Genomic DNA, 24,398 nt, shown 5'->3' with positions numbered 1-24,398 from the left:
CGGAATCCTGCCGGCTCGGCTCCAGGACGATCTCGGCCGCGACACCGCTCTGCGCCAGCTGCTCGGCGACGATGAAACGGGCGTCGGACGAGGCGATCACGATCGGCTTCGCGAAGACCGAGGCGTCCGTCACCCGCTGCGCGGTCGCCTGGAACGTCGATGCCGTCGCGTCGACAAGCCGAGAGAACTGCTTCGGCATGCTCTCGCGAGAGGCCGGCCACAACCGGGTTCCGGATCCCCCGCAGAGGATCACCGGAAGGACGCGCTCGACGCTAGCTTTGGACATCGGATCTTCTCCGCCCCAGGAGACAGATTAGGATCCGCGAGGCGCCCTCGATGTCCCGGACTGGGACGTAACCGAGCGGTGCCTGCGGGAGACTGCCCCGCCCCGAGACGGATCGGGCAAACTCACGCCCGACCCAGCAAAAATCGCGCAGGCGCGTCTTGCGACAGCTACTCCGCGGCTTGCTGCTTCGTCGCGTAGCCCAGTCTCTGGTTCAGCTCGCTCAGCAGCTTGACGGCCGCCTCGGCGATCACCGTGCCCGGCGGGAAGATCGCCGAGGCGCCAGCGGCGTAGAGCGCGTCGTAATCGGCCGGCGGGATCACGCCCCCGATGACGATCATCACGTCCTCGCGTCCCTGCTCGGTGAGCGCGGCCTTCAGTTCCGGCACGAGGGTGAGGTGGCCCGCGGCGAGCGAGGACACGCCGATGATGTGGACGTCGTTCTCCACCGCCTGGCGCGCGGCCTCGTCCGGCGTCGCGAAGAGCGGCCCGATATCGACGTCGAAGCCGAGATCGGCGAAAGCCGAGGCGATCACCTTCTGGCCGCGATCGTGCCCGTCCTGGCCCATCTTGGCGACGAGGATGCGCGGGCGACGCCCATCATTTTCCTCGAACTCCTCGACCAGAACCCGCACCTGTTCCACTGCCGGCGACATGCCGCCCACCTCTCGCTTGTAGACGCCCGAGATCGATCGGATCTCAGCGCGATGACGGCCCCAGGCCTTCTCCAGCGCCTCGGAAATCTCGCCGACCGTGGCCTTGGCCCGCGCCGCGTTCACCGCGAGCTCAAGCAGGTTCTCGTTGGTACTCACGGCGTTGGTCAGCGCGGCCAGGGCCGTGTCGACATCGGCCTGATTGCGCTCAGAGCGCAGGCGCTTGAGCTTGTCGATCTGGAGCCGGCGAACATTACCGTTGTCGACGCGCAAGAGCTCGATCGCCAGCTCGTCGTCGGGCTTGTACTTGTTGATGCCGACGATGGTCTGGCGCCCGGAATCGATGCGCGCCTGTGCGCGGGCCGCGGCCTCTTCGATGCGCAGCTTGGGCACGCCGGCCTCAATGGCCTTGGCCATGCCGCCGAGTTCCTCTACCTCCTTGATGTGCTCCCAGGCCCGCTTGGCGATGTCGGCCGTGAGCCGCTCGACGTAGTAGGAGCCGCCCCAGGGGTCGATGATCCGGGTGGTGCCGCTCTCCTGCTGCAGGAAGAGCTGCGTGTTGCGGGCAATGCGGGCCGAGAAGTCGGTCGGCAGCGCCAGCGCCTCGTCGAGCGCGTTGGTGTGGAGCGACTGCGTGCCGCCCTGCGTCGCCGCCATCGCCTCGATCGCGGTGCGGGTGACGTTGTTGAACACATCCTGCGCGGTGAGCGACCAGCCGCTCGTCTGCGAGTGCGTGCGCAGCGGCAGCGACTTGTCGGTCTTCGGGTCGAACTGCTTGACGAGCTTCGCCCAGATCAGGCGCGCGGCCCGCATCTTGGCGATCTCCATGAAGAAGTTGGTGCCGATCGCCCAGAAGAACGACAGGCGCGGCGCGAACTGGTCGATGGTCAGGCCGGCGGCGAGGCCCGCCTTGATGTACTCGACACCGTCGGCAAGCGTGTAGGCGAGTTCGAGGTCGTTCGTCGCTCCCGCTTCCTGCATGTGGTAGCCGGAGATCGAGATCGAATTGAACTTCGGCATGTTCTTGGAGGTGTAGCCGAAGATGTCGGAAATGATCCGCATCGATCCCTTGGGGGGATAGATGTAGGTATTGCGGACCATGAACTCCTTGAGGATGTCGTTCTGGATGGTGCCGGCGAGCTTTTCGGGCGGCACGCCCTGCTCCTCGGCCGCGACGATGTAGAGGGCAAGGATCGGCAGCACCGCGCCGTTCATCGTCATCGACACGGTCATCTCGTCGAGCGGAATGCCCGAGAAGAGCGTGCGCATGTCGTAGATCGAGTCGATCGCCACGCCCGCCATGCCGACGTCGCCCGACACACGTGGGTGGTCGGAATCGTAGCCGCGGTGGGTGGCGAGATCGAACGCCACCGAGAGGCCCTTCTGTCCGGCCGCGAGGTTGCGCCGGTAGAAGGCGTTCGAATCCTCGGCCGTCGAGAAGCCGGCATACTGACGGATGGTCCAGGGCTGCGTGACGTACATGGCCGGGTAGGGACCGCGCAGATACGGCGCGAGGCCTGGATAGGAGTCGACGCCCTCCAGCTCGTCACGGTCCTCGGGACCGTAGAAACCCTTCACTGGGATGCCCTCGGGGGTCATCCACGGGTCGGAGACAGGCGGCGGCGAGGCCGGCACCGGCTCGGCCGCGTAGGACAGGGTCGTAAAATCGGGAATGCGGGACATCGACGAACTCTGGCACGGCCTTCGTCGGTTTTATAGAAGCTTTGTGCCGTCGGCCAAGCACACCTTATGGTGGAGCCCTACGGTTGTGCCGACGCCTTCGCTCCCTTGGCCGGCCTCGGCGCAGGTGCGGCCTCGCCCCAGCGCGTCGCATCGATCTTGGCCGTGCCCCAGGTCAGGCCGACGCTGATCGAGAGCGGCAGCAGCAGCCCCACCTCCGGCGCGGGAGCCAGCCGGATGCGCATGTCGTCGTTCTCCTGCATCCGCTTCACCGACGATCCCTTCGGCCGGTGGCCTGAGACCGGCACCCAGCGCACCCGACAATCGAGTACGGGCCCGTGATAGGGGCCCTTGGTGACCGTGCTCACGCTGCCGCGGGAGAGCACGATGTCCACCCGCGTCAGTCCGTCGAAGACCGGGATGCGCCGGTCGCAGGTCGACGGTTCGAGCGGTCCCGACGGCAGTGGGATCGCCAGCATGCCGACCGGATCGCTGACGCCGACCTTGTCGCCGGCCGCGACCGGAAGCCGATCGGGCCGTGGCGTCGGCATCGGATCGACCGAAGCACTTTTCACGGTGCCGTTGTCGAAGGCGACCGCGACCTTCACCGGATAATCCGAGTAATGCGCGTCGATCTTGAACGACGAAGGCACGGTTCCCGTTTTGGACATCCGGCCGCTCGATGCGGCCTTGCCGCCGCCTTGAAAGAACCAGCCGGCCATCCCGGCGAGGCCCCCGTCGAGATCGAGAGAGTAGTGTTCGGCATTGCGCTCGGCCGTCAGCTTCGATTTGCCGACCGTTAGGCCGAGGAAGGACAGGCCATAGTCGACGCTGAAGGACCGCGGCGCCGCCTCGGCGGGCGGCGTCGATGCGAGGAGGAGCGCCCCCGCCAAACTGCTCAGCCGCCTCGCCATGACCGACCTCGACGTAAGAACGCGAAATCCCCCGGACGCCGCCTTCATCCGGCTTCGCGGCGGGATCATGTCCTTGGGCTGCGCTTGTTGGGGAAGGTAAGCGGCTACCCATAGATCAGATCCGATGACGCGCATCTCCCCTCCTCACAGGCGGGGCGAGAGCAATGTTGGCCCTGTCGTCGGCAATGCGAGGCAGCAGCCGGCGGTGGGAAGACGCCAGCGGATGACCACCTCCCGGCGGGCTCCCCCTACCCCCGCTTCGACGTCGCCTGCGCCTCCCGCGTGGACGTGCTGGTCAGCCAGCCCAGGACCGTGACCGCGACAGCCAAATCTGCCGAGCCGAAGGCCTTGCCTGCAGTTGGAAAGGCTTGAGCCCGTGCCGGCAGGGGCTGCAAACGAAAACGGTCCGGCCCCGAGGACGGGCCGGACCGCTTCTGGCCGGAAACCCGGCGATGCCGATCGGCGAGACGCGCCGCTCAGTTCAGGTAGGTGCGGATCCAGTTCGGGGAGAGAATCTCGCCCTCCTCCGTGATGATCCAGGGCTGCTTGGCCGGATCGCTCAGGGCGCCGGCGGCGGCGGCGAGCGCCTCGCGCAGCGTGTCGTAGCGCTCGGGCTGCGCCAGCGGCGACGAGGCCGGCAACGTGCGCCAAATCGTCAGGTCAGCCGGTCGTTCGAGAGCCTCGGTTTCCATGTCTCGATTGTCCTCTTGAACCCTGTTCTTGTCAGGCTCGCCGGCGATTGTGCCGCGTCGACAAGCCGAGTTGATGCGTCTTCGTGCGCGAATGGGAGCATCTGTTGGCGTCTTTGCGATCATTTCAGGCAATTCTCGCCTGATCGTCACGGTCTCGACGCAGTTTCACATTCCGGACACAAAGGCTTCGGCGCCTCTATGACTGGGGTACACCTCAAATGCTCGTCATCGGCGATGCGATGACTGTGCTTTCGAAGTGTAAGCAATTCGTTAGCTTGGCGGCTACCGTCGCTGCAGTGCGATGACGCACCTCGTCAACTTGTGGAGGAGTGTGGGGATCGTGCATCATCCAGCCTCGACCAGGGAGCGTCCGTGATCGCGCGCACCTGTCTCGAGCCTTTACCTGAGCGCCGAACGATCCGATCACGGCAGCATGTTGCTCGCTCTCGGTCTCCTCGCACTCTTTGGCCTCTGGTGGCTCGGCCGCAGCGGCGGCCGCCTGCCTGCCGGGCTGGTCCCGAAACGGCTCGCGGGATACGCGGCCTTCGCGCTCGCGGCCCTGCTGGCGTTCCGCGGCTCCCTGCTGCCGGCTGTTCTACTGGCGGGAGCCGGTCTCTGGATCGTGTGGACCGGGGAAGGCCTTGCCCGCCGGCTGGCCCGCCTCCTCTCAGCTTTGAAGCCGAGGCGCACAGCGCGGCGCAGCGCGACGGTCGAACTCGATCCAGGCTCCGGTGACGGCCTGGTCCTGGCGGGACCTCGCACCGGAGAGCGCCTGTCCGCCGTCCCGCGCGGCGATCTCCTCGCGCTTCTCGCCCTCTGCCGCGGGGCCGATCCCGACGGCGCGAGGCTGCTAGAGGCATATCTGGACCGCCGGCATCCCGGCTGGCGTGTAGACGCTGAGCGCGATCTTGACCCGCGGACGGGCCGTCCGCTTGACCCAGGGACGATGACGCAGGAGGAGGCCTATCAGATCCTGGGGCTTGAGCGCGGGGCGTCCCTGGACAAGGTCAGGGCGGCGCACCGGGCGCTGATGAAGCGGCTGCATCCCGACCAGGGAGGTACCGCCGAGTTTGCCGCCCGCGTCAACGCGGCTCGAGACAGATTGACGAACCGACATCGCTGAGACTCCACGCGCGTTGTCAGAAGGTGATGGATGAGATGGCCGCCGGCCCGAACACGGGCCGACGGGTCGTTCATGGGCTCCCGGTCGGTGTCAGCTCCGCGTGGCGAAGCAGTTGAAGCCGTTCTTCTTGAGGGCCGAGCAGGCATCCTGCGCGGCGCCCTGCTCGGCGAAGCCCGAGAAACGGGCGCGATAGAGCGTGGTCCCGCCGTGGCTGACGCGCACGGTGTAGGGAGCGGCCTTGCCGAGCGCGCTGCCGGCGCGGCCGCGGGCCTCGGCGAGCATCGACTTCGCCTTCTCCTCGTCATCCATGGCACCGAGCTGGATCACCCAGGCCGTCGGCGTCACGCCGCGCGCGGTGATCTCGGCCTTCTCCGCCTTGGCCGGAGCCTCGGCGCGGGCCGCGACGGCGTCGTAATCGTAGGCCGGGAGCCGCGCGCTCGACTTGCCGGTCGCCGGGAAGGGCGACTGGGAGGCCGGGCCGGCATAGGCCTGGGCGGCACCGGGAATGGCCTGGGGCGGCTTGCGGCCCATGCCGGGTGTCGTGGTCGGCGCGGCCTCGGTGGAGTTCGTCGTCTCGACCTCGTCGTCGGCCGAAGCGTAGCGGGTACGGGTCCGCGAGGCGGCATCGGCGATGACGGCCGGGCGGCCGCGCTCGGCCACCTCCGTCACGCCCGGAACCTGACGGCTGCCGGCAAAGGCGCGTGGCAGGTTGGAGCGCACGAGGTCGGCCATGATCCGGTCGCGGCTGGCGCCCGACTTGCCGCCGAGCACGATGGCGACGATCTGGCGATTGTCGGATTTCGCCGCGGTCATCAGGTTGAAGCCGGAATCGCGCGTGTAGCCGGTCTTGATGCCGTCCACGCCCTGGACGTTGCCGAGCAGGTGATTGTGGTTGCCGATCACCCGGCCGCGGAAGGCGAAGGAGCGGGTCTGGAAATACTTGTAGTAGGCCGGGAAGCGATCCTGGATCGCCCGGGCAAGCACCGTGAGGTCGCGCGCCGTGGTGATCTGGTCGGCATCCGGCAGGCCGGAGGCATTGGCGTAGTGCGTACGGGTCATGCCGAGGGCACGCGCCTTCTGCGTCATCATCTCGGCGAACTTGGATTCCGAGCCGGCGATGTTCTCACCGATGGCGCAGGCCACGTCGTTGGCGGACTTCGTCACGATCGCCTTGATCGCGTCCTCGACCTCGATGGTCGAGCCGGGACGCAGGCCGAGCTTCGACGGGGCCTGTGAGGCGGCGTAGGAGGAGATCGTCAGCGGCGAGTCCAGGCGGTAGCGGCCACGCTCGAGCTGCTCGAACAGCATGTAGAGGGTCATCACCTTCGTGATGGAGGCCGGGTGGCGCAGCGCGTCCTCGTTGACCGCATGCAGCGTCTTGCCCGTCTTCACGTCGACGACCATGGCCGCGTAGGGCGGGTTGTAGCCGCTGGAGGCCGCGCGATGGTGGGCGCGAAGATGTCCGTGGCGGCGCGCCTCGGCCGGCGTGGCCATCGCGGCGAGGATCGCGATGGCGGCCAGGGCTGCGGGACGAACGGTCGAACGAAGGGTACGGCCTGATACGCTACGCATTACCGTTGATCCGTTCCGAACTCTCGAACCGATTGGCCGGCCGGTGCCGCGCCATTACTGCGGACAGCTCCGGCTCGACCCGGCTTTCCGCCCCATCACTCGTCTGCAACGGTATGCGGACGCGGTTACGCGGCCGTTAATTCGACGGCACGCGGTGACGAAACTGCGTGGTGCGACAGAGTGCTGTGCGAAAGGTGCATGCCCCTCATCACGAAGATCGTGCGCATGACCCGGACAAGTGAGCGCATCCGACTGGCGGAGTCGGAGGACCGGCTATAGATTGCCTGTTGTTGTTGCGTCTCTGCGACGCCCTGAGCGGACGTGCTGCCTCAGGTCCGTCACACTCCCCACGAACAACGTCATACGAACGAAGCATGCCGCCGGACGGACTCGATACGATTCCGATGTTTCAGACGCCGAAGCGGGTCATGACGACCGCGGGATACGAGAGCCGGCGCACGGATGGCGCCACGCCGATCACGGCCGCCGGTCAGCCTGGCTCGGGCGACGGCGACCGCTCGAACACCGCGATCATCACCCGCACCAAGCCGACGACGAAGCGCCCGAGCCTCTATCGGGTGCTGCTCCTGAACGACGACTACACGCCGATGGAATTCGTCGTGCACGTCGTCGAGCGCTTCTTCAATAAGAGCCACGACGACGCATATCAGATCATGATGCACGTGCATCAGAACGGCGTCGGCGAGTGCGGTATCTTCACCTACGAGGTCGCCGAGACGAAGGTGACGCAGGTGATGGACTTCGCCCGCAAGCACCAACACCCTCTCCAGTGCGTTATGGAGAAGAAATAAGGCCCCCGCGAAAAAGGCTCGAGCATTGCCCAGCTTCTCCCGCAGCCTGGAACAAGCCCTCCACCGTGCCCTCGCCCTGGCGGGAGAGCGGCACCATGAATACGCGACGCTGGAACATCTCCTGCTCGCACTCGTCGACGATCAGGACGCCGCCGCCGTGATGCGGGCCTGCAGCGTCGAGGTCGACGTGCTGAAACGCAACCTCGTCGAATACGTCGATACCGAACTCTCGAACCTCACCGGCGACGGACGCCAGGACGCCAAGCCCACGGCCGGCTTCCAGCGCGTGATCCAGCGCGCGGTCATCCACGTGCAGTCCTCGGGGCGCGAGGAGGTGACCGGCGCCAACGTGCTCGTGGCGATCTTCGCCGAGCGCGAGAGCCACGCGGCCTACTTCCTGCAAGAGCAGGACATGACCCGTTACGACGCGGTCAACTACATCAGCCACGGTATCGCCAAGCGGCCAGGCGCCTCGGAGACCAAGCCCGTGCGCGGATCGGACGACGACGGCTCCTCGGAGCGGCCCGGCGGCGACGAGGAAGGCGGCCGCGGCTCCAAGAAGAAGGGCGACGCCCTCGAGGCCTACTGCGTCAACCTCAACAAGAAGGCGAAGGACGGCAAGATCGATCCGCTGATCGGCCGCGAGAGCGAGGTCCAGCGCACGATCCAGGTGCTCTGCCGCCGCCAGAAGAACAATCCGCTGCTGGTCGGCGATCCCGGCGTCGGCAAGACCGCCATCGCCGAGGGCCTCGCCCGCAAGATCATCCAGAAGGAGGTGCCGGAGGTTCTGGCCGACGCCACCGTCTTCTCCCTCGACATGGGCACCCTGCTCGCCGGCACGCGCTACCGCGGCGATTTCGAGGAGCGCCTCAAGCAGGTGATGAAGGAGATCGAGCAGCATCCGAACGCGGTACTGTTCATCGACGAGATCCACACCGTGATCGGTGCCGGCGCCACATCGGGCGGCGCCATGGATGCCTCGAACCTGCTCAAGCCGGCGCTGGCCTCGGGCACGCTGCGCTGCATCGGCTCGACGACCTACAAGGAGTACCGCCAGTACTTCGAGAAGGATCGCGCCCTCGTGCGTCGCTTCCAGAAGATCGACGTCAACGAGCCGTCGATCCCCGATACGATCGAGATCCTCAAAGGTCTGAAGCCGTATTTCGAGGAGTTCCACAAGCTGAAATACACCACCGATGCCGTGAAGGCGGCGGTGGAGCTGTCGGCTCGCTACATCAACGACCGCAAGCTGCCGGACAAGGCGATCGACGTGATCGACGAGACCGGCGCCTCGCAGATGCTGGTGCCGGAGGCGCGCCGCAAGCGCACCATCGGCGTGAAGGAGATCGAGGCGACCGTCGCCACGATGGCCCGCATCCCGCCCAAGACCGTGTCGAAGGACGACACTGTCGTGCTCCAGAACCTCACCGAGAACCTGAAGCGCGTCGTCTACGGCCAGCCCAGCGCCATCGAGGCCCTGACCTCGGCGATCAAGCTCGCCCGTGCGGGCCTGCGCGATCCCGACAAGCCGATCGGTTCCTACCTGTTCGCCGGCCCGACCGGCGTGGGCAAGACCGAGGCTGCCAAGCAGCTCGCCGCGTCGCTCGGCGTCGAGATGCTGCGCTTCGACATGTCCGAGTACATGGAGCGTCACACGGTCAGCCGCCTGATCGGCGCGCCTCCCGGCTATGTCGGATTCGACCAGGGCGGCCTGCTCACCGACGGCATCGACCAGCACCCGCATTGCGTGCTGCTGCTCGACGAGATCGAGAAGGCCCATCCGGACCTGTTCAACATCCTGTTGCAGGTGATGGACCACGGCAAGCTCACCGATCACAACGGCAAGCAGGTCGATTTCCGCAACGTGATCATCATCATGACCACGAATGCGGGCGCCTCGGACCTCGCCAAGGCGGCCTACGGCTTCACGCAGTCGAAGCGCACGGGCGACGACGTCGAGGCGATCAACCGGCTCTTCGCGCCGGAATTCCGCAACCGCCTCGACGCGATCATCTCCTTCGGTCACCTGCCCAAGGACGTGGTCGCCAAGGTCGTCGACAAGTTCGTGCTTCAGCTCGAGGCGCAGCTCGCCGACCGCAACGTCACCATCGAGCTCTCGGACGAGGCCCGTGAATGGCTTGTCGAGAACGGCTACGACGACGCGATGGGCGCGAGGCCCATGGCCCGTCTGATCCAGTCGACCATCAAGACGCCGCTGGCCGACGAGGTGCTGTTCGGCAAGCTGAAGAATGGCGGTCTCGTGCGCGTCGTGCTGAGCAAGCCCGAGGCGGAGGACAAGGGCGCCAAGGAGGGCGGTGCGGCAAAGGCTGCGCTCACCTTCGAGTTCCCGGCCGGCCCCGTGACGCCGCGTCCGGAGAAGGACGTGACCAACGCGGTCAAGCGCCATAAGCGCTCGAAGCCGCGCTCCGCGCCCAAGCGGAAGGGCAACGGCGGCAAGGACAATGGATCGGGCGGCTCCGGCAGCGTTCGCAGCACGGTGCCCAAGGTGCCTCTCGTCAAGGCATGACCGCAGCCCAGCTCCGGGGAAGGCGGGTTGCCTTCCTCGGGCCGGTCGCGGATATGGGCGCACCGACATGAGACGAGCGAGGGCGGGGGCGCTCTCGCGGATCGGCGAAAGACGGGGGCACCATGACGAGCGACACGCATGAGGACGCCCTCGCGCCTGTCACCAGCCAGCCTCCGGCGCCCAAGCCGAGGGTCACGGCCAAAACCAAGCTCACCGGACGCGAGGCTCGCCGCAAGCGCCGCAAGGCCCGGCGACGCGGCGAGGAGATCCTCGCCTGGTTCCTCGTCCCCGTGATCGTTCTCAGCCTCTGGTGGGGCGTGAACGCCGTGTTCGACTTCTTCGGTACCACGCCGAGCACGGTCTGGGATCAGCTGATGATGGCCAAGAAGCAGCTCGACAAGCGAGGCTTGCCGTAGCTTTCCGCGCTCCCTGAACCGATCGGCCGGGGCGTCGTCAGTCGCAACGCTCCTTGCGCACGGTAGTGGTCTCACCGTCGTCGTCCGTGCGCGTGACGGTCTTCGACTCGCATCCACCTGCCGGTGGCAGATCGCGGTCGACCACGCGGCGTTCGATCACCGCGGCCGGCCGATCGCGCACGACGACCGCCGGTTCGTCACGCTCGATGATGGTGGTCTGGGCGGAGGCGGCGCCGCCCAGGGCGGCGATCGTGGCAGCGGCGAGAAAGAGGGCGCGCATGAGGTTCTCCAAGACTGTTGGATGAACCCGAAAAACGGCGCCGACAGCTGAACAGTTCCAGGCAGGGTCAGACCGGCACCGGCTCGGCCAGCGCCTCCGTCACCGCCCGCTCGAGATCGGCCGGCTTGGTCGTCGGCGCAAACCGGGCGATGACCCGGCCGTCGCGCCCGACCAGGAATTTTGTGAAATTCCATTTGATGGACTGCGACCCGAGTAGGCCGGGACGCTCACGCTTGAGCTGGGCGAAGAGCGGGTCGGCTGCCGGTCCGTTCACCTCGACCTTGGCGAGAACCGGGAAGGTCACGTCGTAGGTGAGCGAGCAGAATTGCGCGATCTCCTCGGCATTTCCCGGTTCCTGCGCGCCGAACTGGTTGCAGGGCAGGCCAAGCACCACGAGGCCTGCCTCGCGATGACGACGCCAGAGCGCTTCGAGCCCCTCGTATTGCGGCGTGAACCCGCATTTTGAGGCCGTATTGACGATGAGCAGCACGCGACCGCGGTATTGCGCGAGTGGATGCGGCAAACCGGCCGCGTCGCTCGGTGAAAAATCGTGGATGCCGCTCATGCCGTCTGCCTCGTCTGAGTCTGCGCTCCCGATACAGCGAGTTCGCGGAAAAGGCTCGCGCGATCATGTCGGCCAATCCGGGATGGTTAGGCAAGTTCAGATTTGAATAGATCCAAGATCAGCGCGGCATTCCTGCATCGTCACCAATCTTTTAACCCTGACACGATTGCGCCGCGCGGCCGGCAACGTTAGGCGGCGCAAACGCTGTCCTGAAGGCTGTTGCATGACACCGATCCGCTCTTCCCTGCTCACGGCGGCGCTGCTGATCGCAGCCGGCACACTCGCTCCATCGGTTCGGGCGCAGGAAACCGAGGCTCCGGCTGCCGCTCCGGAGGCTCCGTCGGCCGAGGATGCCGCCAAGCCGAAGCCGCGTCCGAAGAAGCCGACCCCGCCCAAGCCGAGGGCCGCCGAGCCCAAGCCGGCCGAGCAGAAGACGGCGGAGCCGGCAGCCAAGCCGGCCTCCGACGGCACGCTGCTGGAGCCTGCCGCGTCCGATACGAAGGCGCAGTGGCCGAACGGCGCCCGCTCCGTCAGCGAGGCCTATGGCGACTGGACCATGAACTGCAATCGCGAGGGCACGCAGACGGATTGCGTTGTCATCCAGTCCCAGGGCGACCGCCGTACCGGCCGCAGGCAGTTCAGCGTCGAGCTTCGCGCCCCGAAGGACGGCCGCGCCGAGGGCCTGATCCTGATGCCGTTTGGCATGCAGATCGAGCCCGGCGTCAGCTTCAAGCTCGACGACCGCACGCTCGGCAAGGGCGCGCCCTACTCCTACTGCGTCAGCGATGGCTGCCTCGTGCCGATCAGCCTGCCGACGCTCGCCACCGACACGATGAAGACCGCTCAGACCATGAGCGTGTCGGCGATGAAGCCCGACGCGAAGGAGCCGACGGTGATCAGCATCCCCCTCATGGGATTCGCCGCCGCCTTCGCCCGGGCCGCCGCTTTCGGCGGCTGATCCTCGGGCTGGACAGGCAACCCGGGCTGGGTTGACCCTGGCAGCCTCCTCCCGCAACGGAAGGGCAGCGCGCGAGCACAGACGCGCAAAAACCGTTCGGGAGGAAGATGATGAAGCAGGCCTTGTCCGCCGCGTGCCTCGCGGCAGCCTTCGGCATAGCCGGGATCGGCCCGCTCGCGGCCGAGACCGCCGCGCCTGGCTCTGCCCCCGCCACCCCGGCCCAAGTTGCCCCGCCCCCCTCCCCCGGGCCGCAGGGCGACCCGCGCGTGGAGCGCCAGCGCAAGGGCGCCGCGAAACTTGCAGGCATGATCCGCTTCGTGGATGTGGAGTGCCCGGAGGCGAAGCCCGATTACGTCCGCTTCAAACAGGTCATCGCAGCGATGGGCGTCGACATCAAGGATCTCGAGCAGGGTCCGCTGATGGCCGAGTCGCTGGGCTATAGCGAGGCCTACAAGAAGAACACTGCCGAGAGCTGCAAGCGTGCCTTCGAGCATTTCGGCGAGAGCGGAACGACGGTCCCAGGCCTCCTCGCTCACAAGGCGCCGGATGAGAAGGCGCCCGACGGCAAGGCGCCGGATGCCAAGCCTCCCGAAACCAAGGCCCAGTGACCGCGAGGCTTTAAGCGCGCATTCACCCCGTTCGGCGACACTACCGCCCGAATGTGGCGTACGGCTGGCCCTGTCGCGGGTCTGCCGGGAGTTCGGGCGGGCGCGATGCAGTTGCGAGCCGATGGCGAGAGGCGGCCGCGCGGGGCCCGTGCCCTGCTGCGGCTCGTCGCGCTGTCGTCCCTGCTGGCGGCGGCTCTGCCGGGCGTCACGGCACAGGCCGCTCGCCTGGTCTCGGCCAAGGGCAGCCAGCCTGGCGGCTACGGCCGTATCGTCCTCGCCTTCGATGTACCGGTCGCAGTCAAGGCACGCGTCGCCGGCACCATCCTGACGCTGAACTTCGGCCAGACCGTCGGCGCCTTCTCCGAGCGGATCGCGGCCGGCATGCCGGATTTCGTCAGCATCGTACGGCGCGATCCGGACGGCTCCGCGCTCCGGCTCGCCCTGCAGCGCGGCTACCGCGTGAACGTCCAGGAGGCCGGCGAGCAGGTTTTCGTCGACCTGCTGCCGGAGAGCTGGGCCGGGCTGCCGCCGCCCCTGCCGCCCGAGACCATCGCCGAACTCGCCCGCCGTGCCCGCGAGGCCGAAGCTGCGCTGAAGGCGAGCAAGCCTCCGCCGCCGCCGAGGCCCGTCGCGGCCGAGATCTCGAATGCACCCGGCCGTACGCGCATCAGCCTCCGGCTGCCCCGCGACACCCAGCCGGTCTTCGAGGAGGCCGAGGACGGCCAGCGCCTGACGCTCGCCGGCGCCTGGCGCATCGACGATCAGGCGGCGCGTGGGCGGCTCAAACCGGAGATCGGCAGCATACACGTCGAGAACGACGGGGCCGGGGCCCGGCTAACGGCGATCCCCGCCACCGGCGTCCGGGTCGAGACCGGCCGCGACGCCGAGGAAGCCGTCATCGACTTCCTGTGGACGCCGCCCGCGGCGGCGAAGGCCGAGGCCGGCAGCGAGGGCCAGAAGGCCGCGGCCGCCGACACCGCCAAACCTGCCGCGGCGAAGACCGAAACCGTCGCGGCTGCTCCGGCCGCAGAGGCAGCCAAGGCGCCGGCCGTCAAGCCGGAGACGCGCGCAACCGAGCCGCCCCCACGCCGGGCCGGCTCCGGCTTGGTCTTCCCCTTTGCCAAATCCGTCCCGGCCGCCCTGTTCGAACGAGCCGGCATCGCCACTCTCGTCTTCGAGACCGCCGAGCCCATCGCGATCCCGCCGCCCGGCACGACCGGCCTCGTGCCGCTGGGCCCACCGCAGCGTGTGGGCAACCTCACCCTGCTGCGTTTCAACATGCCGTCGGGCAGCCTCGTCGACCTCCTGCCCATCAGCGAGCCGCATGGCTGGGAACTCGCAGCCGGCGACGTCGTCGCGCCGAGCGAGAGCCTGGTCGTCAAACGCGCATCGGGCGGCAAGGGCCGCGTCGCCGTCGGTGTCGCCCTGCCCGATCCCGGTTCCGTTACCTGGCTTGACCTCGACGGAGAGCGCGTCGCCGTGGTGACGGCTGGCCCGGCCCGGCGGGCGGGCGTGCCGAAACCGCAGCGCTTCGTCGATTTCGAGCTGCTGCCGAGCCGGGTCGGCCTCGCCGTGCTCGCCAATGCCGACGATCTCGCGGTCAGGCCCGACATCGACGGGATCTCGATCGAGCGCGAGAACGGCGTGGTCGTGTCCGGCATCACCCGTACCCCCGAGCCGCCCGTTGCCGAGGCCGGAGACTTGGTCGTCGAGCGCGAAACCTGGGAGCCGGCGCGGCGCGGCGATATCGGCGCGATGCTGCGCCAAAAGTATGCTGCCGCGGCCGAGGCCTCGAACGCCGAGCGCAGCGCGGCCCGCCTCGCGCTCGCCAAGGCGCTGATGGCCAATGGCCTCGACATCGAGGCGCTCGGCGTGCTCACCGTCGCCGCGGCCGAAGATCCGGTCCTCGATGCGGAGGCGCAGACCACGCTGATGCGCGGCATCGTCACCGCCCGCATCGGTCGTCTCGACGAGGCCGAGAAGATCCTCTCCGCCGGGCGCTTCGCCCGCAATCCCGAGGCGCGGCTCTGGCGCGGCTGGATCGCGGCCAGGCAGGGCCGCTGGGCCGCGGCCGATGCCAGCCTGAATGCAGGCATGGCAGTGCTGGAGCGCTATCCTGAGGACATTTCGGCGCCGTTCTATGCGGACGCCTCTGAGGCTTCGGCCGAACTCGGCGACTGGGACGGCGCCCTGCGCACGATCCGGGCGGCCACGCTCGGGGCCGACGCGCTGACCCGCGACCGGGCTACGCTCCTGCGCGCCCGCATCGACGAGGCCAAGGGCGGTGTCGCGGCGGCGCTGGAGAGCTACGAAAACCTCGAGGCCAAGGCGCAGCGCCCGGTCGCCGCGGCGGCGTCCTTGCGCGCGACGATGCTGGCGCAGGGGCTGCACAAGATCGACACCGAAGAGGCGATCGACCGACTGGAGACCCTGACGCTGACCTGGCACGGCGGCGCGACAGAGGCCGAGACGCTCGGCATGCTCGGCCGGCTCTATACGGAAGCCGGGCGCTGGCGGCAGGTCTTCGTGACCGCGCGGCGCGCCAATATCCTGGCGCCGGAGGCACCGGCCACGCGCGCGATGCAGGATGCCGCGCAGGTGCTGTTCGAGGATCTGTTCCTCGGCGAGCGCGCGGCTTCGCTCGGCGGCGTCGAGGCGCTGGCGCTCTATTTCGATTTCAAGGAATTCGCACCGATCGGGCGGCGCGCCGACGAGATCGTCCGGCGCCTGGCCGACCGCCTGGTCGCCCTCGACCTGCTCGATTCCGCCGACGAGCTGCTGGATCATCAGGTCGCGCACCGGCTGACCGGCCCGGCCCGCGCCAGCGTCGCCGCGCGGCTCGCTACGATCCGTCTGATGGAGGGCAAGCCGCTCGAAGCCTACAAGGTCCTGGAGGAGACGCATCTTCCGTCGCTTTCCGAGGACCTGCGCCGGGCGCGCGCGCTGCTGCGTGCCCGCGCTCTGTCGGACCTGTCGCGAACCGACCTCGCCCTGGAGACGATCGAGGGCGAGAGCGGCCCGGATGCCGAGCGCCTGCGCGCCGACATCCTCTGGACGGCTCGTCGCTGGCGCGAGGCCGGCGAGGCGCACGAGGCGCTCCTCGGCGACATCTGGCGCGGCCGCAAGCCGCTCGACGAGGCTGGCCGATCCGACGTCATCCGTGCCGGGATCGCCTACGGGCTGGCCGGCGAGAGCCTCGGCCTGGAGCGCCTGAAGGCGAAATTCGCCGGCCCGATGGCCGACGGTCCCGATGCGCGGACCTTCGCGCTGCTCACCCGCAGCGACGCACCCCGGACGCCGGCTTTCCGCGATGCGGCCCGCCGCGCCACCTCGGCGGAGACGCTCGGCGCGTTCCTCGCGGAATACCGCAAGCGCTATCCGGAAGCCGCCGTGCCCGAACGCGGGTCCGACGGCACCGCCTCGCGCGCCGAGGCGAGCGGGACGCCGACGCCGAAGGGCTGACGACTAGATCCGGCAGGTGCCGGCCAGCGCCTCGTTCTCGGCCGGGGTGAACAGGCGCGAGCGGATGTGGAAGCGCTTCTCGCGGCCATTCTCCAGGGAGAACATGCCGCCGCGGCCGGGCACCACGTCGAGGATGATGTGGGTGTGCTGCCAGACGGCGAATTGCGAACGCGAGATGAAGAAGTCCGCGCCGGCGACCTGGCCGAGATGCACGTCGGCGTCGCTCGTGATGAAGTCCCCGACCGGATAGCACATCGGCGAGGATCCATCGCAGCAGCCGCCGGACTGGTGGAACATCACCGGTCCGTATTCGGCCTTGAGCTCCTCGATCAGCTCCAGCGCGGCGGGCGTCGCGGTGACGCGCAGCGGGGTGCCGGCATTGTCGGCCTGCTCGGCGGTCACCGGCTCGACGGCGTCGGCTTGGATGGCGGCCTGCTCGGTCATGGCGTCGTCTCCCAAAGCTGTTCGGTGGTTATGTGAGGTAGCGGGCGTGGAAATCCATGCTGCGCCCACCTCTCTCTCCTCCCTCGAGAGGGCTCAGAGAAGCATCAAACAAAAAACCCCGGCCTTTCGGCCGGGGTCGGAGATGCGGGAGGGAACGCCTCCTCAGAAGAAGCCGAGCTTCTTCGGGGAGTAGGAGACCAGCATGTTCTTGGTCTGCTGGTAATGGTCGAGCATCATCTTGTGCGTCTCACGGCCGATGCCGGACTGCTTGTAGCCGCCGAAGGCCGCGTGGGCCGGGTAGGCGTGGTAGCAGTTCGTCCAGACGCGGCCGGCCTGGATCGCGCGGCCGAAGCGGTAGGCGCGGGTCCCGTCGCGGGTCCAGACGCCGGCACCGAGGCCGTAGAGGGTGTCGTTGGCGATCGAGAGCGCCTCTTCGTCGTCCTTGAAGGTGGTGACGGAGAGAACCGGGCCGAAGATCTCCTCCTGGAAGATCCGCATCTTGTTGTGACCCTTGAACACGGTCGGCTGCATGTAGAAGCCTTCCGCCAGATCACCCTCGCGGTTGCCGCGGGCACCACCCGTGAGGCACTGCGCGCCCTCCTGCTTGCCGATATCGACGTAGCTGAGGATCTTCTCGAGCTGCTCCGAGGAGGCCTGGGCGCCGATCATAGTCGCCGGGTCGAGCGGCGAGCCCTGGGTGATCGCCTCGACGCGCTTGATGGCGCGCTCGATGAAGCGGTCGTAGATCTTCTCATGCACGAGCGCGCGGCTCGGGCAGGTGCAGACCTCGCCCTGGTTGAGGGCGAACATCGTGAAGCCCTCGAGAGCCTTATCGAAGAAGTCGTCGTCCTCGTTGGCCACGTCCGAGAAGAAGATGTTCGGCGACTTGCCGCCCAGCTCCAGGGTGACCGGGATCAGGTTCTGCGAGGCGTACTGCATGATGAGGCGACCCGTGGTCGTCTCACCGGTGAAGGCGATCTTGGCGATGCGCGGCGAGGAGGCCAGCGGCTTGCCGGCCTCGAGGCCGAAGCCGTTGACGACGTTCAGCGTGCCCGGCGGCAGGATGTCGGCGATCAGCTCCAGCACGACCAGGATCGAGGCCGGGGTCTGCTCGGCGGGCTTCAGCACGATGCAGTTGCCGGCGGCCAGCGCCGGGGCCACCTTCCACACGGCCATCAGGATCGGGAAGTTCCACGGGATGATCTGACCGACGACGCCGAGCGGCTCATGGAAGTGGTAGGCCACCGTGTCGTGGTCGATCTCGGAGATCGCGCCTTCCTGCGCGCGGACGCAGCCGGCGAAGTAACGGAAATGGTCGATGGCGAGCGGGATGTCGGCGTTGACCGTCTCGCGGATCGGCTTGCCGTTGTCCCAGGTCTCGGCCAGCGCGATCAGATCGAGGTTCTCCTCCATCCGGTCGGCGATCCTGTTCAGGATGCGGGCGCGCTCGGCCGGCGACGTACGAGCCCAGGCATCCTTGGCGGCATGCGCAGCGTCCAGCGCCTTGTCGATGTCCTGCGCGTCGGAGCGGGCAACCTCGCAGATGACCTTGCCGGTGATGGGCGAGGTATTCTCGAAGTAACGGCCGGCGACCGGAGCAACCCACTGGCCGCCGATGAAATTGTCGTAGCGGGCCGAGAAGGGCGACTTGGTCTTGGCGTCGGCCAGGAATTCCGGCTTGTTCATGGTGGTTCCTCCTTTTGGCTCTTTGGCGGCTTTGTCGCGGGAGACAAGGCCAGCCGGTGCGTCAAATCAAGGTGGACTTTAGGCCAACCCCACGCGGCTCCCGGCAAGCCATTGCTCGATAACGGATTTTGCGCGAGGCGCGACTCTGCTTGAGCACCGCTTTCGTTACTGCCTTTTACGCCCGTTCGCGGGTGATGGCGACACCTCGGGCTTCGAAACTCAACGGGCCTGGGTCTTGGCAGGCTTCCTGGTCGAGGCCTGATCCAGCTCGACGCGGGGTGCCGGCGTGTCGAGACCGTTCTGGTGCAGGACGAGGCCGGTGGCGCGACCCACGCCGTCGAGGTCGAAGCTCAGTTGGACATCGGCCGACTTGAGAAAGAACGCGCGCTCGCTCTCCGCGAAGAACTCGTTTCGGGGCTGGCCGGTGGCTTGAGCGTACAGGTGTCCGTTCTCGGAGGTGACAGTCAGGAACTGGCTCGGGCCGAGCTCGTAGCGACCCGTCAGCCGGCGCAGCCGTGCGCGGTCGACCGCCACCTCGCGGCGGAGCGGCCGCGGCTCAGCCAGGATGCGCTCCGCTTCCTCCGGGGCGATCCGCGGTGCGATCCGGTCGCGCCCCGCCTTGTGGAAGATGAGGCCGTTCGGGCGTCCATCCGGCTCGGTGTCGATGGTGATGCGGGCATCGATCGCCGGCGAGACGAAGGTGCGGTCGCTCTCGGGCAGGAACAGGACCGGCGGCTCGCCCGTGCCCTTCGACAGCAAGCGCCCGCGCTCGCGGGTGATGGTCAGGAAGAAGCGCGGCCCGAGCCGGTAGGTGCCGGCGTAACGGTCAAGGATCACATCCTCCAGCACGATCGAGTCCGGCGGATCGAGCACGCCGAGCCACAGCGCGGAGAGCTCGCGCGCGATCTTCTGCGCCGGTGCGTTCTCGTTGTTGGCGAGCACGATCACGTCGAGCCCGTCATCGGGATAATGGTCGATCATCGACAGGAAGCCCGAGACCGCGCCTCCATGCGACCAGAGCCGGCGCTCATGCGCCTTGCCGACATACCAGCCGAGCCCGTAGCCGCGGCCGCCGTCGTCGGTCATCTCGGCGAGCGAGGCCGCCGATAGGACCTTCCCGCCGAACAGCGCCCGGCTCCAGGCGAGCAGGTCGTCGGCCGTCGAATAGAGGCCGCCCGCGGCATAGGCGATGCTGGAGGCCATGGCCGGGGCGTTGCGCCAATGCGCCTGGCCGAAGCGGTAGCCCGAGGCCCGGTGCGGCAGAACCAGGCTGACATCGTCGTAGCCGGTCTCCTTCAGCGCCAGCGGCGTGAGGAAGGTGTCGCGGATATATTGCGCGTAGGGCTGGCCGGCCGCCGCCTCGATCGCCATGCCGAGCAGGACGTAGCCGGTGTTGCTGTACTCCATCCGCGTGCCCGGCTCGAACAGCAGGGGCTCGCTCTCCACCAGCGCGATGATCTCCTGCGGTGAGCGTTCGAGGCGGGAGATCTTGGCGTAGTAGTCCGGCAAGGCCGTGTAGTTGATGATCCCTGAGGTGTGTCCGAGCAGGTGGCGCAGGGTGACATGGTCCCAGGAGGCCGGCGCGCTCGGCACGAAACGGCGGATGCGGTCGTCGAGCCTCAGCTTGCCGGCCTCCGCGAGCTTCAGGATCGCTGCCGCCGTGAACGGCTTGGTGAGCGAGCCGATGCGGAAATGCGTGTCGAGGGTATTGGCCGCGTTCCACTCGCGGTTGGCGAGGCCGTAGGCGCGGCGGAAGACCGGCTTGCCGTCCTTCGCCACGAGGATCGTGCCCGAGAACAGTCCGGATTGCAGGTAGGGCTCGATCAGGCCCTCGGCTGCGGCCGCGTAGGTCGCTTCGGTCACGCGCGGGCGTGCCGCGGCGGGTGCCACGAGCGCGAGCCCGACCATGACGATCGCGCCGAGACGCGATGCGAGCCTGTCACCGATCACGCATTCCTCTGCCGGTCGAGACTGTCGCCGAAGCGCGTCAACCTTCGTGTTCATTACGGCTACGCGATGACATCTTGTCACCGCGCCCGATGCGGCAAGCCGACATGCCGTGCGCGAGCATAGATCGGCCGACGGCCGGCCTCAGGTCGTCACCCCGGTGGCGAGATTGTGGAGCGTGGTCGAACTCCGGTCCCAGCCCTTCCGGTCGACGCAACCTTACCGGTTGCATGAAGCATCCCTCCTTTCTGCACGACAGGGTCGTAGAGCAGAGCTCACGCAACCGGAGATAAACGGTACGGCATAAGACAATCTGACGTTTACGCATTCCTAGGGTTGGGACGGTAATTTGTAACCAGGGCTGCCTCCGTCTTCGGGCGACGATGATCACACGCAACGAAGAACGGCGGGAGACCAACTGGATCGCAATGATCCGGCTCGCCGACGGCACCGAGATCCCCTGCACGGTCAAGGACGTGTCGAAATCCGGCGCACGGCTCGGCGTGCCGAGCAAGATCGCCCTGCCCGATCATTTCAAGTTCAAGGTGCTCGGCCGCGACTTCGTCTGCTCGGTGAAGGTGGCCTGGCGCCGTGGCGAGTATGTCGGCGTGTTCATAGAACAGGTCGGCAAGCTCAAGCAGGCGCCCCCGAAGGAAGTCGCGCCCGCCGCGCCCGAGCCGCCTCCGGATGCTGGCAAGCCGCTTCAGGTCCGTCGCAGCCGCTTCTTCGAGATCTGAGGCCGCCGGCCCGCCGCGGGCTGCACTCCGAAGCCCTCGATGATGACGATGCCGGAACTGGCGCCGTTCGTAGCGGGTGTGGTCCTTTCAGGCCTTGGGATCACGCGCATCGACTTGAACGATCCAGCAGCCGGGCGCCATCCGCGAAAGTCCTGCTGTCACGCCATCTCGGCGACGATCCTCTGGGCGACGTCGCGCGGGTCGTCCGCCCCGGTGATGGGCCGTCCGACCACGACGTGGTCGATGCCGGCCGCACGGGCCTCGCCCGGCGTCATGACCCGCTTCTGGTCGCCGAGGCTCGCCCCGGCCGGCCGGATGCCCGGCGTGACAATGAGTCTGTCAGGACCGATCTCGCCGCGCACCGAAACCGCCTCGGCCGCACTGCAGACGATGCCGTCGATCCCGGCTTCCGCGGCCTGGCGTGCGCGCAGCGCGACGAGATCGGCTACCGGCAGGGCGTAGCCGGCCTCGCGCGCATCGGCCTCGTCGTAGGAGGTCAGCACCGTCACGGCGAGAATCTTGAGCCCGCTGCCGGCGGCCCCCCGGACGGCGGCGCGCATGGTTTGCGGATAGGCATGCACCGTGAGAAAAGTCGCGCCGAGGCCGGAGAGCGAGCGCACCCCCTCCTCCACCGTATTGCCGATGTCGTGCAGCTTGAGGTCGATGAAGGTCTTGAGCCCGCGCCGGGCCAGGCGCGCGGCGAAGTCGAGTCCGCCCGCGTAACCGAGCCGGTAGCCGATCTTGTAGAAGGTCGCGGCATCGCCGATGCGCTCGACCAGGGCCTCGGCCGCCGCCACGTCGGCGAGGTCGAGAGCGACGATCAGGCGGTCGCGGGGGTCTTGCAGCTCCGGCATCGGCAGTCTCGGTTGAAGGATGGCGGCACCATCACGGCTCGGCCGGGGCTGTCAATGCAGGGGACACCGCCATCACCCGCGCGACCTCGACCTTGAGCACCGGCAGCAGCTCCGCCTCGAACCAGGGCTGAGCCTTCAGCCACCCGTTGTTGCGCCAGGAGGGGTGCGGCAGCGGCAGGATGCGGGGCCGGCGCGGCGCGGCCAGAATCTCGCGCCAGCGCCGCACGGTCTCGGTCAGGCCGCCCTCGAGACGGCCGAGATGCCAGGCCTGCGCGTATTGGCCGATCACCAGGATCAGCTCCAGCTCCGGCAGGCCGGCGAAGAGTTCCTCGCGCCAGCGCTCGGCGCATTCGCGCCGCGGCGGCCGGTCGCCGCCCTTGGCATCGAGCCCGGGAAAGCAGGAGCCCATCGGCACGATGGCGATCCGGCTGGCATCGTAGAAATCCGCCTCGCCGAGCCCGAGCCAGTCGCGCAGCCGCACGCCCGACGGATCCATGAATGGCACGCCCGAGCGGTCCGCGCGGTTCCCTGGCGCCTGGCTCGCGATGCAGAGCCGCGCGCTCCCCGACCCCTGCACGATCGGGCGAGGCTCCTGCGGCAGCGGCGCGCCGTAGAGCGGCGCGTCCCGGCAGATCCGGCAGGCGCGCAGCCGCGCGGCGGTCATCTCGAAGGGTATGGCGGCAGTCATGACCGGGAGATGGGTGGACGCGTGCCGTGAGACCACGGTTGTCGCGCCGGTGCGGCAACCGATCACGTGGCCCGCGGCGCGGCCGGACGGCTCTGGATGATCGGCGCGGCCGCAGCAAGGATCGCGTCGCGGCCGCCGGGCGGATAGATGCGCTGCCGGTTGATCGTCGACTTCACCCGCTTCGCCTCCTCGCCAGACGCGACGAGGACACCCCGCTCCCACCCGCTGGTATAGGCCGCGCCCCAGGGGCCGAGATCGAGCACGGTGACGTAGTCCGGCGCGAAGAACGCGGCCCGCTCGTCCGGGACCCCGAGGAGGTCGCAGGCGGCGTTGTGGCCTGCGAGCCGACCCATCGGCCGGGCGTGCTGGCAGGACATGACCGTGGCGTGTCCCGCATCGTCGGCGGCCGCCCGCGCAATGTCACCGGCCGCATAGACGCCGGGCACATTCTCCACGGCCAGATAGGCATCGACCTCCAACCGGCCGAGCCGGTCACGAGGCGCGGCGAGTTGCTCGGCCAGCGGGCTCGCCCGCAGGCCGGTCGCGCAGATGAGGGTGCCCACCGGGATGGTCTCGCCGTTTCCCAGGTTGATCCCCCGAGCGTCCACCGAGGCGATCGTTGTGCCAGTTCGAGTCTCGACGCCGGCCTCCGCCAGGGCCGCCAGGGCCGCCAGGATCGCGGGACGGCCCGCGCCCATATCGGCCCCGATCTCCGGGCCGCGCTCGATCAGGATCACCCGCACCGGCTCATCCGACCCGGCCGCGCGCAAGGCCGCCAGACGCGCGGGCAGCTCGCAGGCGATCTCGATCCCGACGAGACCCGCCCCGAGCACGGCGGCGGTCCAACGCCCCGGCTGCGCCCGGCCTTCGGCCAGGGCCCGAAGATGCGCGTCGAGCCGGGCCGCGCCCGCATAGGTGTCGACGTCGAAGGCATGCTCCGAGAGGCCGGGGATCGGCGGCGGAACCACGGCGCTACCGGAGGCGAGCACCAGCCGGTCATAGCCAAGCTCTTGCCCCGAGCCGCCGGTGGCGCGGATCGTGAGTGAGCGCCGGTCCGCGTCGATCCGCTCCACCCGCGCCTCGCAGCGTTGCACGCCGATCGGCCCGAGCACATCGTCGAGCGGCACGCGGATGCCGGCCAGATCGCTCTCGTAGCAGCGCACGCGGATGGTGTGGAACGGATCGGGCGCGACGAGCCTGATGTCGAGCCTGGCCTCGGCACCACGACGATCGCGCAGGCGTGCTGCCGCGGCCGCGGCCCACAATCCGGCGAAGCCGCCGCCTGCCACTACGATGCGCTTCGCCATCCGAAAGGCCCTCCGCCGACTCGCCGGCAGAGGCCGAGTATCGGGTGAAAGGGCCCTGCCGTCATGGCCGAGCGGCCGGCTCAGCGAGCGCCGCATGAAAAAACGGCGCGGCCACTGGGCCACGCCGTTGGAGTCTTCGGAGGGGTCGAAACCTCTTGGGTGTCGTGACCATGCATCGGTCGCATACGTG

Annotated in this window: 21 protein-coding genes; 8 read left to right on the top strand and 13 right to left on the bottom strand. The window is 68.3% G+C overall.

Annotated features, from left to right (window positions below):
* The 4 genes from MGN01_RS05770 to MGN01_RS05755 form a co-directional block, all read right to left on the bottom strand.
* On the bottom strand, positions 1-286 hold a 286-nt coding region (locus tag MGN01_RS05770), incomplete at its 3' end, for a sugar phosphate nucleotidyltransferase (RefSeq protein ID WP_244612298.1).
* 167 nt (positions 287-453) lie between these two features.
* Positions 454-2,619: a methylmalonyl-CoA mutase gene (scpA, locus tag MGN01_RS05765; RefSeq protein WP_147045626.1), complete on the bottom strand. Its 2,166-nt coding sequence runs from the start codon at positions 2,617-2,619 to the stop codon at positions 454-456.
* Between the two features lie 77 nt (positions 2,620-2,696).
* Positions 2,697-3,530 (bottom strand): DUF3108 domain-containing protein, encoded by an 834-nt coding sequence (locus MGN01_RS05760; protein ID WP_147045625.1) that lies wholly within the window; start codon positions 3,528-3,530, stop codon positions 2,697-2,699.
* A gap of 476 nt (positions 3,531-4,006) precedes the next feature.
* Complete coding sequence (locus MGN01_RS05755) at positions 4,007-4,222, bottom strand: hypothetical protein (RefSeq protein ID WP_147045624.1); 216 nt, start codon at positions 4,220-4,222, stop codon at positions 4,007-4,009.
* 433 nt (positions 4,223-4,655) lie between these two features.
* Here MGN01_RS05755 and MGN01_RS05750 point away from each other — a divergent pair, with 433 nt between their 5' ends.
* Positions 4,656-5,345: a DnaJ domain-containing protein gene (locus tag MGN01_RS05750; protein WP_147045623.1), complete on the top strand. Its 690-nt coding sequence runs from the start codon at positions 4,656-4,658 to the stop codon at positions 5,343-5,345.
* Between the two features lie 90 nt (positions 5,346-5,435).
* Here MGN01_RS05750 and MGN01_RS05745 read toward each other — a convergent pair whose 3' ends face one another.
* Positions 5,436-6,917 carry a D-alanyl-D-alanine carboxypeptidase gene (locus MGN01_RS05745; RefSeq protein WP_147045622.1) on the bottom strand — a complete coding sequence of 494 codons (1,482 nt, stop codon included), beginning with the start codon at positions 6,915-6,917 and terminating at the stop codon, positions 5,436-5,438.
* 428 nt (positions 6,918-7,345) lie between these two features.
* Here MGN01_RS05745 and clpS point away from each other — a divergent pair, with 428 nt between their 5' ends.
* The 3 genes from clpS (at position 7,346) to MGN01_RS05730 (ending at position 10,672) form a co-directional block, all read left to right on the top strand.
* Positions 7,346-7,729 carry an ATP-dependent Clp protease adapter ClpS gene (gene clpS, locus MGN01_RS05740; protein ID WP_147045621.1) on the top strand — a complete coding sequence of 128 codons (384 nt, stop codon included), beginning with the start codon at positions 7,346-7,348 and terminating at the stop codon, positions 7,727-7,729.
* A 25-nt stretch (positions 7,730-7,754) separates the two neighbouring features.
* Positions 7,755-10,256 carry an ATP-dependent Clp protease ATP-binding subunit ClpA gene (gene clpA, locus MGN01_RS05735; RefSeq protein ID WP_147045620.1) on the top strand — a complete coding sequence of 834 codons (2,502 nt, stop codon included), beginning with the start codon at positions 7,755-7,757 and terminating at the stop codon, positions 10,254-10,256.
* A gap of 122 nt (positions 10,257-10,378) precedes the next feature.
* Positions 10,379-10,672: a hypothetical protein gene (locus MGN01_RS05730; RefSeq protein ID WP_147045619.1), complete on the top strand. Its 294-nt coding sequence runs from the start codon at positions 10,379-10,381 to the stop codon at positions 10,670-10,672.
* A gap of 37 nt (positions 10,673-10,709) precedes the next feature.
* On the opposite strand, the gene MGN01_RS05725 is transcribed toward MGN01_RS05730, so the two are convergent.
* Together MGN01_RS05725 and MGN01_RS05720 are read right to left on the bottom strand one after the other, a co-directional pair.
* The gene (locus MGN01_RS05725; protein ID WP_147045618.1) at positions 10,710-10,952 is read right to left on the bottom strand and encodes a hypothetical protein; all 243 of its coding nucleotides are present in this window, start codon (positions 10,950-10,952) and stop codon (positions 10,710-10,712) included.
* A 67-nt stretch (positions 10,953-11,019) separates the two neighbouring features.
* Positions 11,020-11,517 (bottom strand): glutathione peroxidase, encoded by a 498-nt coding sequence (locus MGN01_RS05720; protein WP_147045617.1) that lies wholly within the window; start codon positions 11,515-11,517, stop codon positions 11,020-11,022.
* Between the two features lie 223 nt (positions 11,518-11,740).
* Between MGN01_RS05720 and MGN01_RS05715 the strand changes: the two genes are divergently transcribed.
* From MGN01_RS05715 to MGN01_RS05705, 3 genes are all read left to right on the top strand, one after another.
* The gene (locus tag MGN01_RS05715) at positions 11,741-12,475 is read left to right on the top strand and encodes an invasion associated locus B family protein (protein WP_147045616.1); all 735 of its coding nucleotides are present in this window, start codon (positions 11,741-11,743) and stop codon (positions 12,473-12,475) included.
* A 107-nt stretch (positions 12,476-12,582) separates the two neighbouring features.
* A complete protein-coding gene (locus tag MGN01_RS05710; protein WP_174804556.1) occupies positions 12,583-13,083 on the top strand; it encodes a hypothetical protein in 501 nt (166 codons plus the stop codon).
* 105 nt (positions 13,084-13,188) lie between these two features.
* On the top strand, positions 13,189-16,545 hold the full coding sequence (locus tag MGN01_RS05705; RefSeq protein ID WP_147045615.1) for a hypothetical protein: 3,357 nt from the start codon (positions 13,189-13,191) through the stop codon (positions 16,543-16,545).
* A 3-nt stretch (positions 16,546-16,548) separates the two neighbouring features.
* On the opposite strand, the gene MGN01_RS05700 is transcribed toward MGN01_RS05705, so the two are convergent.
* From MGN01_RS05700 to MGN01_RS05690, 3 genes are all read right to left on the bottom strand, one after another.
* Positions 16,549-16,989 (bottom strand): DUF779 domain-containing protein, encoded by a 441-nt coding sequence (locus tag MGN01_RS05700; RefSeq protein WP_147045614.1) that lies wholly within the window; start codon positions 16,987-16,989, stop codon positions 16,549-16,551.
* 162 nt (positions 16,990-17,151) lie between these two features.
* Positions 17,152-18,675 carry an aldehyde dehydrogenase gene (gene adh, locus MGN01_RS05695; RefSeq protein WP_147045613.1) on the bottom strand — a complete coding sequence of 508 codons (1,524 nt, stop codon included), beginning with the start codon at positions 18,673-18,675 and terminating at the stop codon, positions 17,152-17,154.
* Positions 18,676-18,894: 219 nt separating this feature from the next.
* Positions 18,895-20,625 (bottom strand): serine hydrolase, encoded by a 1,731-nt coding sequence (locus tag MGN01_RS05690; RefSeq protein ID WP_238258492.1) that lies wholly within the window; start codon positions 20,623-20,625, stop codon positions 18,895-18,897.
* 380 nt (positions 20,626-21,005) lie between these two features.
* Here MGN01_RS05690 and MGN01_RS05685 point away from each other — a divergent pair, with 380 nt between their 5' ends.
* Positions 21,006-21,359 carry a PilZ domain-containing protein gene (locus MGN01_RS05685; RefSeq protein ID WP_147045612.1) on the top strand — a complete coding sequence of 118 codons (354 nt, stop codon included), beginning with the start codon at positions 21,006-21,008 and terminating at the stop codon, positions 21,357-21,359.
* 158 nt (positions 21,360-21,517) lie between these two features.
* On the opposite strand, the gene pyrF is transcribed toward MGN01_RS05685, so the two are convergent.
* From pyrF to MGN01_RS05670, 3 genes are all read right to left on the bottom strand, one after another.
* Positions 21,518-22,213: an orotidine-5'-phosphate decarboxylase gene (gene pyrF / locus MGN01_RS05680; protein WP_147045611.1), complete on the bottom strand. Its 696-nt coding sequence runs from the start codon at positions 22,211-22,213 to the stop codon at positions 21,518-21,520.
* Positions 22,214-22,244: 31 nt separating this feature from the next.
* Complete coding sequence (locus MGN01_RS05675) at positions 22,245-22,901, bottom strand: uracil-DNA glycosylase family protein (protein WP_147045610.1); 657 nt, start codon at positions 22,899-22,901, stop codon at positions 22,245-22,247.
* A 62-nt stretch (positions 22,902-22,963) separates the two neighbouring features.
* On the bottom strand, positions 22,964-24,208 hold the full coding sequence (locus MGN01_RS05670) for an NAD(P)/FAD-dependent oxidoreductase (RefSeq protein WP_147045609.1): 1,245 nt from the start codon (positions 24,206-24,208) through the stop codon (positions 22,964-22,966).
* Positions 24,209-24,398: the final 190 nt, after the last annotated feature.

The organism is Methylobacterium gnaphalii (assembly GCF_007992215.1).
GTDB classification, from domain to species: domain Bacteria; phylum Pseudomonadota; class Alphaproteobacteria; order Rhizobiales; family Beijerinckiaceae; genus Methylobacterium; species Methylobacterium gnaphalii.
This window is presented reverse-complemented; position numbering and strand designations above follow the sequence as displayed.